Here is a 12,936-nt window from a genome sequence, read left to right on the forward strand (position 1 = left end):
GCCGGCCGCAGCTCGATGCGGACGAGTGCGGCCGGGGCGCCAACTCCCAGCTCGGCAGTCTGGGCAGCGGCGCCGTCCTCTCCAAGGGGGGTTCCGGGGCCGGGCCGTGGGGCCGGAGTGCACGGCGGCCACGCCGGAACGGAGAGGACCCACGTGGAGAGGCCGCCGGTGCGGTAGGGGTGGGGACCGCACCGGCGACCGGCTCAGGGGCGGGCGGCGCTCTGGAGCGCCTTCACGAACCGGCGGGTGGTATCCACCGTGATCTCCACCAGTTCGATGGCTGGATCACCTTCGCACCGCCGGCAGTACGAGTGGAGGTGCATGTCCATGAACGCACCGCCGGTAGCCGCCTTGAACGCGGCATCAAGCCGGTCGTAGACCTCTTTCGCCTCGGGCCAGTCCGGGGCTTCAGCCAGCTCCTCGGGGCCGGGCGGGGCGCCCAGGATGCAGGCAAGCCGGTCCGCCGTGTGGATCGAGATCTCGCCCAGGGCAATCTTCGCGGCGCAGACTTGAGGTACGGGGAAGCCGTCCAGGCCATGGGCATCCACCGCCCGACGCAACTCCTTTGCCACCAAGTAGGTCTCGTCCATCCCCTTGCGCACAAGGTGCCCAAGCCGAGTGGCCGCATCGGCATCGATGCCGTACAGCCTGATACGCGGCACGTCCTTCTCGTCGTCAAGGACGGGGTGGATGCCGCCCAGCCCAGCGTCATCCAGCATCTGGGTGAGGGTGAAGGCAGCGTCGCGTGTCTCCTGACGGGTGGCCTGGGGCGCGAAAACGCCGCGCCGCTGGGGCTGCCTTTTGCCAGTCATGTAGATCTCCCAAACAGTGTCCGTAAGCGATGGAAGCAGCAGGGGCTCAAGGCCCTCGTCGACTGCTACGTTCTCTGGGTGCGCACCCCCTGGTGGGGCTCAGCCGACTCGAAAGTCGGCAGCGAGTCGTCCACTTCGATGGCCAGGAGGTCCATCAGTTCCGATGCCGCCAGCGCCAGGCGCCGCAAGCACGCTTGATCGACCGTCTCTTCGGTCACCGGGCGAGCGCGAAGGTGGTCAGCACGCCTGATCGCCTCGTCCAGTTCAGGACCGGGTGCTCTGCCAGCTCGCTGGCGGGCGATGGTCACGAGCTGCCCCAGCATCCGGTGAAGGTGCTCGGCACGGTCGAACACCTGAGGTTCTGCCTCGCGGGGGACCTCGTCTCTCCGACGAGCGAGGCCCACGCGATGCCGTAACGAGCGGCGGCGGGAAGCCCGGCGACGGCGGCTTCCGGCGATTCCCACCGGTCCGGCCGCAGCGCCGAGGATCGCGTCCAAGTCGTCGTCCAGGTACTCCGCAAGGAAGCCGTCGTGCAACCTGGCCAGGACACTGGTCATGGTCCCGACGCTGCTGTCAGCACACCCGGCCTGAATCGATCTGCTGTTCATGCGGCCCCTTCGGCAGAGGCCCGGATCTCGAACCAGACGTCCTTGCCATCCGGGGTGGGCTCGGCACCCCAGGCGGCCGCAGTCCCACTGAGCAGGAACATGCCGCGCCCGCTCTGGCTCATCCAGTCCGGCTGCTTGACCACGGGCAGCTCTCTGCTGGCATCGCTCACCGTGATGCGCACGGCGTCGGCGTTGCCCTGGAGCGTGAGCACGCAATCCGGTGAGCCGGTGTGCTTGAGCACGTTGCTCAGCAGCTCCGTAGTGCACAGAGCCGCCGCGGCAGTGTGATCTGCGGCTGAGGCTGCCGGGCCGCGGGCTGTGGTGGGGCGCAACGGCATACTCCGTCCCCGTCGGGTTTTCGGATCATCCACGCCGGAAATGGGCGGCGTCCCGCGGAGTGCTGCAGCCGCAGTTCTGTCCGTGCCCCCGCCCGGCGGGGTCGCCTCTTGGAGCCTGGTCATGCACCCATCGCACCGCACTGCGAAGCCGTCTACCAGGGGAATCCAGAGGGGGGAAAATCTGTCAAGGGGGGAAACTACAAGGGGAATTGAGGCCATGATTGGATTCCGTCCACGACGGAGGTCACACTCATGTCAGATCCGTTCGCTGAACTACTCCTCCGGCTCCGGAAGGAAGCAGGCCGTACGCAAGACCAGCACGCAGAGGCAATCAATGCTGCCTCCGGCCGGGCAACCGTGACCCGCCGGGAGGTCAGCCGCTACGAGAAGTTTGAGAACGTCCCCACGAACCACACGCTCGCCCACATCGCGACGGCCTGCGGCGTCCCCGTCGAAGAGCTTTTACGGGAGGCCAAAGCTGCTCGCGCCCGGCGAAGGAAGGGGCCCGTCCGTGAAGAGGCCCAGGACGACGTGAAGCGCCGCAAACTGCTGGGCAGCGCCGCCATTGGCGTGAGCGCGGCTGCCGAGCCCTGGGGGCGGCTCGCCTTCGCGCTCCGCAAGGGCTCCCGCATCGACAAGCCCGCTGCGGTCTCGCTCATCACCCGAGCTGCTGACCTGCACGTCCAGGAACTCAATCTCAGTGCCCGCCGCCTGCAAGGCACCGTTGAGTCGCACCTTGACGCGATCACCGGATCCCTGCCTCACGCCGGCGAGCACGAACGGGCTCTCACCCTCGCCGCCGGGGAAACCGCCGCCCTTGCCGGATGGGTGGCCTGGGATCTGGGTGAGTACGACAAGGCTGGCGCCTACTACGACGTCACGATTGAGTGCGCGGCGAAAGCCGGGCATCCTCCCCTCAGAGCCTTGGCCCTCACCTACGCCAGCTACGGGGCTCCCACACCGAAGAGGAAGCTGGAACTCCTGTCCCAGGCCTCCCAGGACGTGCGCGGCCACGGCAACGCCACGGCAGCAGCCTGGGTCCTCGGAAGGCACGCGGAGGAAGCCGCCGCGGTCGGCGACGAGATGGGGGCCTTGCGTGCGCTTGACCGAGCACGCTTCGCCTACGACTTCGCGGATCACACCAGCGAGCAGGCATGGGTCCGCTTCGTGACGCCGTACCGGATGGATTCTTTGGCCCTGTCCGTGTACGGGCAGTTGGGGCGATCCGAACTCACCGCCACGGCCGACACCGCATTCGATCGCCTAGGGGACGAACTACCGGATGGAGGCGTTGTTGTGCTCGGCGACCTCGCCTCGGCTCTGCTACGCGGAGGCGACGTTGAACAAGGCATCTACGTATCGCGCCAGTTCACGACCGCATCACAGGCCAAGCCCAACACGATGGGTAAGGAACGTGCGGCCAAAATCGCCACATGTCTCCCCAACAGTGAGCGAGAACTCGCTCACCACTTGCGGCAGTTCGCCTCCTGAACCGATCTCTTCGTTCGACACCCGGGCAAGCTCAGGACACAAGCGCAGTCGCCCGGCACGCCGCCCGTCAACCCCGCGATGTCTCCTCAACGACCCACGACAAGTACGCCTCCGACCCGCCGGTCACAGGCAGCGTGATCCACTGGGGGACGTCGTACGGGTGATTCTCGGACAGCCACGCCTCCAACTGCTGGAGATGGTCTGTCGTGGTCATGTAGGAGATACGCCACTCCCGCGCCGTCTCGACCTCGCTCTTCCACCAGTAGACGGCGGTGACCGGCGCGTCGATATGAACGCCCGCTGCCAACTTGCTCTCGACCGCGCCCCGCGCCAGAGCCATCGCCTGGCCCTCATCGTCGATGGTCGTCTGCGCGATCACAATCTCGTTGGCCATGCAACTACCTCTCCAGCTCGGTGTACCACGACCCTACCCAGCCGCCGCGGAACGTCGAAGCCCGTCACCTCCGGTGACTCTTCGTGGAGGCGGCCAAGGCGGGCAAATTTCACCAATAGCTTCCGCCATGGCGCTCAGACGGATGCGCCCCGAACTCCGAAGTCGGAGGCCGGGCGCATCGCTGTGCAGGAGGCGCGGCGGGGCGTGCGCCCCGGACGAGACGCTGTTTGCGGCGCTCATCTACGTGCTGGTCAGCGGGTGTGCCTGGCGGGCATTGCCACCGTGTTTCGGCATATCGAAGTCCACCGCGCACCGACGGTTCCTGATCTGGTCCCGGGCGGGGGTGTGGGGCCGGCTGCACGAGGCGATCCTGCACCGACTCGACGACGCACAGCACCTCGACCTCTCCCGGGCCGTCCTCGACTCCGCCCACGTCAGGGCGAAATAGGGGCGAACTCACAGGCCCGAGCCCCGTGGACCGGGGTAAGCCGGGTTCCAAGATGCACGTCCTGTCGGACGCGAACGGGCTGCCCCTCCTCGTCGGCGTCAGCGCGGCCAACACGCGCGACAGCGAAGCCCTGAAGCCCATGGTCGCCGGTCACCAAACGAGATACGACCCCCACCGCGGCCGCCGCTTCAAGCCCCAACGCCTTCACGCAGACAAGGCCTACGACATCCCTCACCTGCGAAAATGGTTACGCGGCAAACGCATGGGGTGCGTATCGCCCGCAAGGGCATCGAGTCCAGCGAACGACTCGGCCGCCGCAGATGGGTCATCGAGCGGACCATGTCCTGGCTGACCGGATACCGCAGACTCAACCACCGCTACGAACGCCATCCCCGCAACTACCTGGCATTTCTCGGCCTCGCAGCCTCCCTCTGCTGCTACAAGCGACTCATCCGCCTCACCACATAGGACGCGGTCTAAATCCGTCCTGGTGGCGGGTGCGGTTCTTGTGGATGTGCCGTGCGTCGAGGTCGACGGTGGAGACCGTCCGGTCCGGTGCTGTGCGCTTGGCGATGCGCCAGCGGGCGTCACGCCCGTCGGAGTCCTCGGCCGGTTCCACGTCCTGACCTGCGACCAGACAGCAGGCCCACCACGGGGCCGCTTTCTCGCCGAGCAGCTGCTCGAGCAGGTGCCGGAGCAGGGTTGAGGGCATCGGTGACCAGTGCGTCCACCAGCGTGGCGCGGGCGGCCTCATCGTTCCAGGCGATCTTCGGTTTGCCCGGGTCGGTGGCGTCGGATCGGCCGAATGACGCAGACGCCGCCGAAACACACTCCCCGCCGGGATCAACGGACAGCCCGTGCAGGGCGGGGAAGCCGGACATCCCTTTGCTTCGCCGGTCGGCAATGAGAGGGCTCTTCCTCCGCTTCGGCCGCATCTCTCACTGCCGAGCCGCTAGTCTTTTTCTCACTGTTATTCTGTCGCAAAAGTTACGTGACACTCGGCAATGGGAACTGTCATGGTCTAGCCATGAAGAAAATCGCAGCGCTGGCGACAGTGTCCATCGCGACAGCTGCTCTCCTTGTCGGTACCGGCGCCCCGGCGCAGGCTGCCGATTGGAACACGAGAGTGAAATGCGAGGCGACGGATTCGAGCAACAAGAAGATACCCACACGCTTCGGCAACTCCGTGCTCGGATGGAACCACTTCTCCCGCCCGCACAACATCAGAACGTGCAGAGCCGTCAACGCCGCCATCTCCGCCAACGCCAAAGAGTTAGACGACAACCGGATCGAATACTGGACCGACATGAAGAAGGGGGACGAATACGTGAGGGTGACGGTCATCGCGCAGTACTCCCGGAAGACCCTCGACGGTGAGTACGATGCGGGCGCCGGACAGAAGGTCGGCGTTATAACCGCCTACTGCAAGGGCCAGAGGCAGAACGTATGCCCGAGCTGGGTGAACTAGTGACCTCAGTGAACGAAGAGATCGCGGAGCAGCAGGCGAGCATTACCCGCCTGCTGCTCCACCACGTCCACGCCCCCTCACCGGTGGCCAGTTGATCCTGGGTGTTCTCCCCGTGCCGCCGCCTGTCGCGGCCGTCCGCATCGCCACCGGCCCGGCGAACCCCCACAGCCCGGGGGCGCTGACCGCATACGAGATGTCCCTCGTTAGTGACTTCCTGACGGCTTATGGCATCACTGGATTCCTCCGCGCGCATGCGGAAACCTATTTCGCCAAGCCGTCGCATCGGTGCGGTGATGGGGGTGAAGCTTGTCCACGTCGAACTCTGAACGTGATTCCGGCTTTAATTCCGAGCGACAATGCCCTGCAGATGCTCTCACATTTGCCGCCACCGAAGAGGGCCCAGTCTGTGTGGGTTTCTCGTCACAGCCCGGGGCCTGCTGCGTCCGTACCTCGACATTTACAATTCTGCGGACGTGATCGCCACGGATGTGAGGCTGCCCGGTGCCGTCACCGCACCAGTCGCACTTTCGCTCTGATCCGCGAAGATGAGCGGAAAGTGAAGGAATTATTGGATCCGCACTGCTCCAGCAAGATGGACCTCACTCAGCCGGCGATATCGGCCGAATTGTGTGAGCATATCGCACGGAACCCGTAATGTGATTGCTTTGCGCCTCCCAAAGGAGAGCAGAGTAATTGGATCGGTTGCACTGGTCGCTTGCCTCAGCGGCCGCCATTCTAGTGATCCCTTAAGTTGGTCAATGGCATTATGGAGGCCGCCCATTCATTGAAGCCAATGGGCATCTTGGGGTTGGCAGGCCGGGCCCAGTGGTTCAATGGTCCAGGGCGGTTTCTGCCGCGACCCGCACCAGAGGTTGCTGCAGGTCGCGGCAGTGGATGGACGGCTCCTTGCTCTGACGTCCGTCAGGCCGCGGCCATCCAGCGAGCACGGCGCTCTCCCCCCCCTGCCGGTCGCCGCCGAACGTGAGTCGGCCGGTCGAGGAAGCGGCGGGCTGCTCGGGAACAGTCAGGGGTTGGGCTCACGCAGTGGCGGTTGAGCCGGGCCGGGAGCCGTCGCCCAAAGGGGTGGAGCAACTGCGTCGTGTTGCCCGGGAGACCTCTCTCCCGGGCAGCACCTCAACGAGGACCCCCCTGGACAGGAGCCCCTGCCGCAGACCGGTCCATGCCACCGGCTCCGCCGCCCAGTTATGACTGCGAACGCCCCATGTTGACTTGAACCCGTGTGGCTCCGTGCGGAGCGGGATCCGACATGAAGTCTTTGGACTTCAAGTCGCAGGCTGCGTCCGAACGCCAGGAACCCGCCAAACCGCCGCTCCTTTTGAACCACTTCACCAGGATGAACCCACACTCCCCTGCTCTGTAGCTGGTGATGGTGCCTTCGGTGTAGCCCGGACGGCAGGCGTCGCCCTCCGCGTGGGCGTACCACTCGTCGTGAGTCCAGGGGAAGCACTCCAAGATGCGGCCCTCAGCAACGACGGTCAGCTGCTCCTTCGGTGCGTTCGCCGTGTTGGCGGTGGCCGTCACGGCCGACCCTCCTATGAGGACCGTTACTGCTGTGACTGCCACAACGATGCTGCGTAACATCGACACCTGTTCTCCCATCCACGGTCTCGAGGACGCCGGCACAGAGCCGAACGTCAGTTGCTAGCACGTGCTGCGACGACTCCGGCATGTCTGGGTCGAGCTGGTTGTCCGCAAGGCCCAGTCTGTGGACCGGTTCGGTACTAGGACAGCTTTGATGCGGCCCGAGCCTGGTACAGCAGGGCAAGGAACGCAAGATGCCCGTGGGCTCGACCCACCCGACACTCTGTGGCGCCACCTGCCGCCAGGGCAACAACCCATGGGCCTGTCCGGGCCTGTCCGATGCCTGCCCTGGCAGGCAGTAGCCCGGCCGTGGCCAAAGGCCAAGCAGCGCCTGGTCGCGTCGCAGCCACATCTGGCACCGGCTGACAAGAAGTTCGTCCTCGGCCTCGTGCGCCAGTCGAAGTCCTTGCCGCCGCTGGCGCGGGTAGAGACCCACGGCGACTTCCCATCTGCGCAGCATCCTTGACTCCAGCAACGGCGACACGCTGAAGCAGCGGAATGGCGCGGATATCGAAGGCTGTTGCGGCTCTTCCTAGGCGGGATTCGGGAGGACCGGCAGCTCTGAGAGGCCCCGTACCAGGCGCGTCCGCCGCCACGTGAGCTGCTCGGTCGGCACCGCGAGCCGGATGTTGGGGTACCGCGAGCAGCGAGCGGAGCGCGATCTCCACCTCCGTCTTGGCGAGGGGCGCGCCAACGCAGCGGTGGATACCGTGCCCGAAGCTCAGGTGAGCAGTGGCGCTCCGGTCGAAATCCAGCCTGTCCGGGCTCGACCAGCGCTCCGGATCACGGTTGGCGGCGCCGATGGCGACCAGCACCGGCTTGCCTGCGGGGATCTGTGTGCCGCCGAGCGTGACGGCTTCGGTGGTGAACCGAAAGGTAGCGGTGCTGATCGGCGAGTCGAACCGAAGCTGCGTGGCGCTGGGGAGGTTAGTTGAGGACAGCGAAGATGGTAGCGGCGATGGAGCCGAGTGCGGTTCCACAGCAGAGCTGAGCCATCGTGTGGGCCTTGAGGACTCGGCGGGACCAGCCTATGGCCACGATGAGGAGAACTGTGGGGATCACGACGGGCCCGTATACCAGCAGAAGGATCATGACGAAGCCGCCGGCGACGGCATTGTGCACGGAGATCTGCCACCAGATGGTGACCGCGAGGGTGGAGGCGAGGCCGACCAGCATGGCGACGACGAGTGCCGAGACTTCGCGCGGCGCGCCGAGGACGTAGAGCAGCACGATGCCGGTGACCACCGAGACGAGCGCGGTGGCCAGCGGAGCTATGCGCTGCTTACGGATGCGGACGTGCTTGTCGGTGAGCTTTCCGCGGCGGACGCCGAGCTGAATGATCGCGATGGGGATGATGCCGCAGAAGAACGCGGCGAAGAGTCCCCAGCCGATGCCGGTGAAGCTGCCTGTGCTGTGCCATCCGACGAGGAGCAGCAGCGCGATGACGAGGTTGCCTGGAGCTAGTACGTCCGTGATCAGCTTGGCGACCTTCACCCTGTGGGTCGCTTCGGAGTAGGAAGGCGTGGCGGGTGGGGTGAAGCTCATAGCTGGGTCTCCAGCGGACGTTCGCAGGCGTCCGCAAATTCGCGGGTCAGGTCGGAGTAGTAGGCGTCGGACAGTTGGGTGAGCGCGGTGATCTCGCTGCGCAGGTCCCGGCCACCCCCGGCTGGTTGGTGTTCCTTGTTGGTGGGCATGTCGCCGCGCAGCTTTGAACGGCGGGCGGCGGCAATCCAGCAAGCCTCAGTGCTGACGAGGGCCTGGGCTCCGAAGAGTCCCCTCGCTTCCACGTGCTGTCTGGCGCGCTCGCGAAGGTTGAGGGGCGCGTGGTCGCTGAGCGCGAGTGCGGCGTCGCGAATCTCGATGGTGCGGCGGTACAGGCGCCCGTGAATGTTGCGGATGTCAAGCCGTTCGGCGGTTACGCCACGCGGGGGGTCGAGGCGTACAGAAGGGATGGTTTCGGTGAGCTCGCGCCACAGGGGGTAAAGGCGCAGAAGCTCTCTCCGTTCGGCTTTGCCGGCGAGTAGCTTGCCGAGCACTGGAAGTGTGCTACCGGTGACGATGAAGAGGAGCGCGATGAGAAGAAGGAGACTGCTCACGCGATCATCAAGGGCGCCAGGGAGCATTCCGTTTCCACTGAAGCGCGTGAGCTGCGCTGCGATACGGACCAAGGCGTACGCGACCCCCGCACCCAGACCGAAGCCGATAAGCCGGAGCCCCCAGCCGAGGGCGCCGCTACTTGAGTCCCGACCCCAGCGCCAGCAGACACGCATCCCGCTCAGGAGTGAAGTGCTGAGGAAGCCCAGGAACACGACGGTATAGACGAGGAGTGCGATGTGAGCCGCGAAGTCCTTGAATATTACATTGGTCTCGTACGGCTGAAGCTTGGCGAAGAAGAGCGCTGACATTGCGGCCGCGGCGGCAAGGGGCAGAAGGATGCGCAGCCGTCTCATCCGGGAACTGCCGTCTCGCTGTCCGGAAACGCTTCGCAGGAATGCAAGTACCGCAGCTGAGCCGAGGACTCCGCCGAAGAGGTGCTTCAACAGATACGAAAGATCCGTGATGCCGGTCAGCTGATCCAGGGCTCGTCCAGCCGGCAGTCGAAGTGTCATCATCACGGTGAGGCCGAAGAAGGCCCACCACAGGGCACGATCCTGACCCTTGCGCCAGACCTTGGTGGCGCGCCACCCGGTTGTGCACCAGAGCAGGACGGTCACGAGTGCTTCAACTCCGGGCATTGACATCACTCGGAGCGGAGAGCTGCGTCGAGACGATCCAGCTCAGGGGCGCGGCCGCTCGCCATGGGCTTGACCTTGGCGACCCCCGCGATCCGGGTGGCGAGCTGCTCGGCCTCCCGTTCCTGCGGACTGCTGAAGTTGGCGCGCCCGAGCACGTTGCGGATGGTGCGTGGGTCGATTCCGGTGAACAGACCTCCGTCAGCCCCGGGGTCGGCGCCGTTAGGAGTGGTGTGCCCGAGAAGCATGTGGCTGATCTCGTGAAGGACGATGTGGTCCCGGTGCAGGGGAGAGGTCGACGCTTCGTAGAAGATGCAGTCGCTGTTTTCGAGCTCGACCCAGAGGCCGCACAACTCGTCGTCTGACCCGTTGATTCCTTCGACGGCCTCCACACTGAGTGGGCGCCCGCGATGAGCGGCCACGTTGTCGCAGAAGCGCTGGATGTCGAACGGGAAAGGGATTTGTATCCCGGCCAGAGGGTCATGGGGACTCTGACGCTTACGGCGCGTCAAGATCGGCCGGAGTCGTCCGCGTAGACGCAACGGAACTCCCGGGGTCGTGCTGGGAGCCGGTCATGCATGGCGGCGCCCGTGTGGTTGGTACAGCGATGCCCGCACCATATGCCAATTGCGGTGTGCGCTCATTGGCACGCTGAGTCACCAGAGGGAAGATCGCAACTGATGAAGATGTCCAAATTACTCAGCGTGCTTCATTAATCGGACACAAGGTGCATGCTGCAGCGAAATGCTTCATGATCAAAAGGGCTAACTCATGCCAACCTGTGACTTGATGTTGGTCGGCAGGCTATGGGGTGCGTCCGGTGGTGTTGTCGTCCTTGTTGAGCCCTTCGAGGGTGCGTGCCCGCTCAATAAGGTCCTGGAGTGTCTCCAGAGTCCCAGTTGAGAGGCCTGACGCGCGCAGGGCGACCGACCGCACCCGGGTGTCGCGCATTGTGGCGAGCATCGAAAGCTCGGCGGCAATCCGCTCGGACGATTCCTCGTTGAAGAAGTATGACGGCGCAACGCCGAAGAAGTCAGCCAAGGCTTCGAGGTGCTTCATGGTCGGATTGTCTCGCTGCCCGGTCCGCAGTTGATGGATGTAGCTGGCGGAGACCGTCGGGCCACCTCTGTCGCGAATGCCTGACTCCACCTCCTTGTAGGAGTACGACCCCCGTTCCTTGGGGTGGATCGTCTTGAAGAGGTGGTCGATCTTTTCGGCGAGGGAGCGTGTCGCCTCGCGTGCTCCGTCGCTCATGGTGAAGATCGTCCTTCCGCTGGGGCTTGGGGCCTGTCAGGTGGGCGAGGGTATCAACTGAGGTAGACGATACACGTCCAGCCTGGATCCATCCATCTTCGCCAGTTGACATGCTCTGTCCTCATCGGCGTATGGTCGTGCCGTCCTCATCAACTGATGAGGACGTCGAGAGGCTCGGTTCGTAGTAGCCCGAAGAGGGGGAGGCGCGACGTGGTGAACAAGTTGTCCGGGCCCGAGGGCTGACGAGCCCAAGAGAGTCACCGGTGCCTGGGAGCTACCCACTCCCAGGCACCAGGCCGCAACCCCGAAGGGTGCGGATTCACAAGCAGCGGTGCGGCTGAACTTTTCGACGAGACGGCCGCTCCGCCTTCTACAAACGACGGAGTATCGCATGCCCGATACCGTGAGCGGAACCACGGTCGGCACGGAGGCCGGCGACCGGTTGCGCCGCCTTGCGGCCCTGCTGGCCGACATGATCCCGGGCGCGGCCACCATCCGGGTCAGCCTCACCGATCCGAAGCAGGCGTGGCCCCACCCGCACGCCATCGTCAAGGACGAGGCCGGGGAGACCATGGAGCTGGGCCGGAACACGGCCAGGGTCGCAGCCCGGTGGATCCTGCGGGTCTGGCCTGAGGCGGACTGGACCCGGCCACACATCCTTGACCTCGCCGACGCGACCCTCGCTCGCAGCGACGCGTTCGTCGCCGGTCGGGGCTGCTGACATGGCGCGGATACGAACCATCAAGCCGGAAGCTTTCACCAGCGAGTCGCTCGCTGAGGTGACCGTCCACGCTGAGCGGACCTTCTTCGGTCTCCTCACCCAGGCCGACGACTACGGGCGTCACCGCGACAACGCCGCGATCATCGCGGGGCTGCTGTGGCCGCTGCGTTCCGAGCGCACTCCGGTTCACGTCGAGGACGACCTGCAGCAGCTGGCCGACGCGGCGCTGATCTGTCGGTACACCGGCTGCGACGGCCGCCGTTACCTCCACATCGTGACCTGGGCCGAGCACCAGAAGATCGACAAGCCGAGTCAGTCCCGCTTGCCCTCCTGCCCGCAGCACCAGGCCGCCGACCGGTGCGCCCCCTGCAAGGGGACCTGCACCCAGCGGGTCGAGGAGTCGCCCACCCCTCCCCGAAGGCTCGCCGAGGCTTCGCCGAATACTCCCCGCGCCCTCGATCTGCCGGCTCAGCCGGCCGCAACGCCTCGCGGCCACGTAGACCAGGCTCCCATCGCCCAGCAGGACGCCTTCGACGGCATGGCTGGCAGGTCTGGCCACGCTGGCATGAAAAGCGCAGGTCAAGGCGCATTCGTCGAGTCCTCCCCGAACCTTCCCCGAAGCCTCGGGGAGGGCTCGGCGCCTGGATCTAGGATCTTGGATCCTGGATCCTCTGCACCTACGGGGCGCACAGCGCCCGCAGCCACCGTCACGGCCAACCAGCTCATCGGCGAGTACACCGCTGCCTGCGACGAGCGCCCGCCCAGCGACGTGATCGGACACCTCGGGCGGATCACCAAGAAGCTGCTGGGCGAGGGCATCGCCCCGGAGCACATCCGAGCCGGACTGCAGAACTTCGCGGCCAACCCCAAGCACCCGAGCGTGCTGACCAGCATGGTCAACGAGGTCATGAACGCGCGCTCCGGCGGTTTGGCGCGGCCGGGAACCCGGCCTAACGTGCCCGCTCGCCAGGCATGGACCAACCCGGTCGACGCTGCCGCCGCCTACGCCGAGGAGCTGTGATGCGCACCCGTAACCGCGAACCGCAGACCCTCGGTGAGGGCACCTTG

General features: G+C 65.6%; 13 protein-coding genes and 3 pseudogenes. 6 read left to right on the top strand and 10 right to left on the bottom strand.

The features are described from left to right. Window positions 1–203: 203 nt before the first annotated feature. From ABT112_RS28725 to ABT112_RS28735, 3 genes are all read right to left on the bottom strand, one after another. Window positions 204–812 (bottom strand): hypothetical protein, encoded by a 609-nt coding sequence (locus ABT112_RS28725; RefSeq protein WP_351514455.1) that lies wholly within the window; start codon window positions 810–812, stop codon window positions 204–206. Between the two features lie 65 nt (window positions 813–877). Continuing rightward, the gene (locus ABT112_RS28730; RefSeq protein ID WP_351514457.1) at window positions 878–1,369 is read right to left on the bottom strand and encodes a hypothetical protein; all 492 of its coding nucleotides are present in this window, start codon (window positions 1,367–1,369) and stop codon (window positions 878–880) included. 47 nt (window positions 1,370–1,416) lie between these two features. After that, complete coding sequence (locus ABT112_RS28735) at window positions 1,417–1,662, bottom strand: ATP-binding protein (protein WP_351514459.1); 246 nt, start codon at window positions 1,660–1,662, stop codon at window positions 1,417–1,419. A 348-nt stretch (window positions 1,663–2,010) separates the two neighbouring features. On the opposite strand from ABT112_RS28735, the gene ABT112_RS28740 reads away from it, so the two are divergent. Then, complete coding sequence (locus ABT112_RS28740) at window positions 2,011–3,249, top strand: helix-turn-helix transcriptional regulator (protein ID WP_351514460.1); 1,239 nt, start codon at window positions 2,011–2,013, stop codon at window positions 3,247–3,249. A 67-nt stretch (window positions 3,250–3,316) separates the two neighbouring features. Here ABT112_RS28740 and cutA read toward each other — a convergent pair whose 3' ends face one another. After that, window positions 3,317–3,643 carry a divalent-cation tolerance protein CutA gene (cutA, locus tag ABT112_RS28745; RefSeq protein WP_351514462.1) on the bottom strand — a complete coding sequence of 109 codons (327 nt, stop codon included), beginning with the start codon at window positions 3,641–3,643 and terminating at the stop codon, window positions 3,317–3,319. 142 nt (window positions 3,644–3,785) lie between these two features. On the opposite strand from cutA, the gene ABT112_RS28750 reads away from it, so the two are divergent. Beyond that, the gene (locus tag ABT112_RS28750) at window positions 3,786–4,091 is read left to right on the top strand and encodes a transposase (RefSeq protein WP_351514483.1); all 306 of its coding nucleotides are present in this window, start codon (window positions 3,786–3,788) and stop codon (window positions 4,089–4,091) included. Next, window positions 4,063–4,559: pseudogene (locus tag ABT112_RS28755) on the top strand (IS5 family transposase); the annotation flags it as partial. The gene ABT112_RS28750 and the pseudogene ABT112_RS28755, both read left to right, overlap by 29 nt. A 7-nt stretch (window positions 4,560–4,566) precedes the next feature. Here the strand turns inward: ABT112_RS28755 and ABT112_RS28760 are convergent. Continuing rightward, a pseudogene (locus tag ABT112_RS28760) lies at window positions 4,567–4,885 on the bottom strand (IS5/IS1182 family transposase); the annotation flags it as partial. Window positions 4,886–5,118: 233 nt separating this feature from the next. Between ABT112_RS28760 and ABT112_RS28765 the strand changes: the two are divergent. Further along, on the top strand, window positions 5,119–5,559 hold the full coding sequence (locus tag ABT112_RS28765; RefSeq protein WP_351514464.1) for a hypothetical protein: 441 nt from the start codon (window positions 5,119–5,121) through the stop codon (window positions 5,557–5,559). A 2,134-nt stretch (window positions 5,560–7,693) separates the two neighbouring features. Here ABT112_RS28765 and ABT112_RS28770 read toward each other — a convergent pair. The 5 genes and pseudogenes from ABT112_RS28770 to ABT112_RS28790 all read right to left on the bottom strand — a co-directional run. Further along, window positions 7,694–8,069, bottom strand: a pseudogene (locus tag ABT112_RS28770) (cytochrome P450); the annotation flags it as partial. A gap of 19 nt (window positions 8,070–8,088) precedes the next feature. Next, window positions 8,089–8,706: a hypothetical protein gene (locus tag ABT112_RS28775; RefSeq protein ID WP_351514466.1), complete on the bottom strand. Its 618-nt coding sequence runs from the start codon at window positions 8,704–8,706 to the stop codon at window positions 8,089–8,091. Then, window positions 8,703–9,875, bottom strand: a complete 1,173-nt coding sequence (locus ABT112_RS28780; RefSeq protein ID WP_351514468.1) for an MAB_1171c family putative transporter — start codon at window positions 9,873–9,875, stop codon at window positions 8,703–8,705. Before ABT112_RS28780 ends, ABT112_RS28775 begins: the two co-directional genes overlap by 4 nt. Before the next feature lie 26 nt (window positions 9,876–9,901). Further along, on the bottom strand, window positions 9,902–10,285 hold the full coding sequence (locus tag ABT112_RS28785) for a hypothetical protein (protein WP_351514470.1): 384 nt from the start codon (window positions 10,283–10,285) through the stop codon (window positions 9,902–9,904). Window positions 10,286–10,697: 412 nt separating this feature from the next. Further along, complete coding sequence (locus ABT112_RS28790; protein ID WP_351514472.1) at window positions 10,698–11,147, bottom strand: helix-turn-helix domain-containing protein; 450 nt, start codon at window positions 11,145–11,147, stop codon at window positions 10,698–10,700. 391 nt (window positions 11,148–11,538) lie between these two features. On the opposite strand from ABT112_RS28790, the gene ABT112_RS28795 reads away from it, so the two are divergent. Next, window positions 11,539–11,868, top strand: a complete 330-nt coding sequence (locus tag ABT112_RS28795; protein WP_351514474.1) for a transcriptional regulator — start codon at window positions 11,539–11,541, stop codon at window positions 11,866–11,868. A gap of 1 nt (window position 11,869) precedes the next feature. Next, entirely contained in the window at window positions 11,870–12,889 is a 1,020-nt protein-coding gene (locus ABT112_RS28800; RefSeq protein WP_351514475.1) for a hypothetical protein, read from the top strand. The last annotated feature ends 47 nt before the right edge of the window (window positions 12,890–12,936 follow it).

It is taken from the genome of Streptomyces sp. NPDC002055, from assembly GCF_040296705.1.
Lineage (GTDB): Bacteria > Actinomycetota > Actinomycetes > Streptomycetales > Streptomycetaceae > Streptomyces.

Excerpts from the sequence above, each read along its gene's own strand:
- ABT112_RS28795 (WP_351514474.1), top strand. The coding sequence starts at position 11,539 with ATGCCCGATACCGTGAGCGGAACCACGGTCGGCACGGAGGCCGGCGAC.
- ABT112_RS28730 (WP_351514457.1), bottom strand. The coding sequence starts at position 1,369 with ATGACCAGTGTCCTGGCCAGGTTGCACGACGGCTTCCTTGCGGAGTAC.
- ABT112_RS28740 (WP_351514460.1), top strand. The coding sequence starts at position 2,011 with ATGTCAGATCCGTTCGCTGAACTACTCCTCCGGCTCCGGAAGGAAGCA.
- ABT112_RS28790 (WP_351514472.1), bottom strand. The coding sequence starts at position 11,147 with ATGAGCGACGGAGCACGCGAGGCGACACGCTCCCTCGCCGAAAAGATC.
- cutA (WP_351514462.1), bottom strand. The coding sequence starts at position 3,643 with ATGGCCAACGAGATTGTGATCGCGCAGACGACCATCGACGATGAGGGC.
- ABT112_RS28725 (WP_351514455.1), bottom strand. The coding sequence starts at position 812 with ATGACTGGCAAAAGGCAGCCCCAGCGGCGCGGCGTTTTCGCGCCCCAG.
- ABT112_RS28800 (WP_351514475.1), top strand. The coding sequence starts at position 11,870 with ATGGCGCGGATACGAACCATCAAGCCGGAAGCTTTCACCAGCGAGTCG.
- ABT112_RS28775 (WP_351514466.1), bottom strand. The coding sequence starts at position 8,706 with ATGAGCTTCACCCCACCCGCCACGCCTTCCTACTCCGAAGCGACCCAC.
- ABT112_RS28765 (WP_351514464.1), top strand. The coding sequence starts at position 5,119 with ATGAAGAAAATCGCAGCGCTGGCGACAGTGTCCATCGCGACAGCTGCT.
- ABT112_RS28750 (WP_351514483.1), top strand. The coding sequence starts at position 3,786 with ATGCGCCCCGAACTCCGAAGTCGGAGGCCGGGCGCATCGCTGTGCAGG.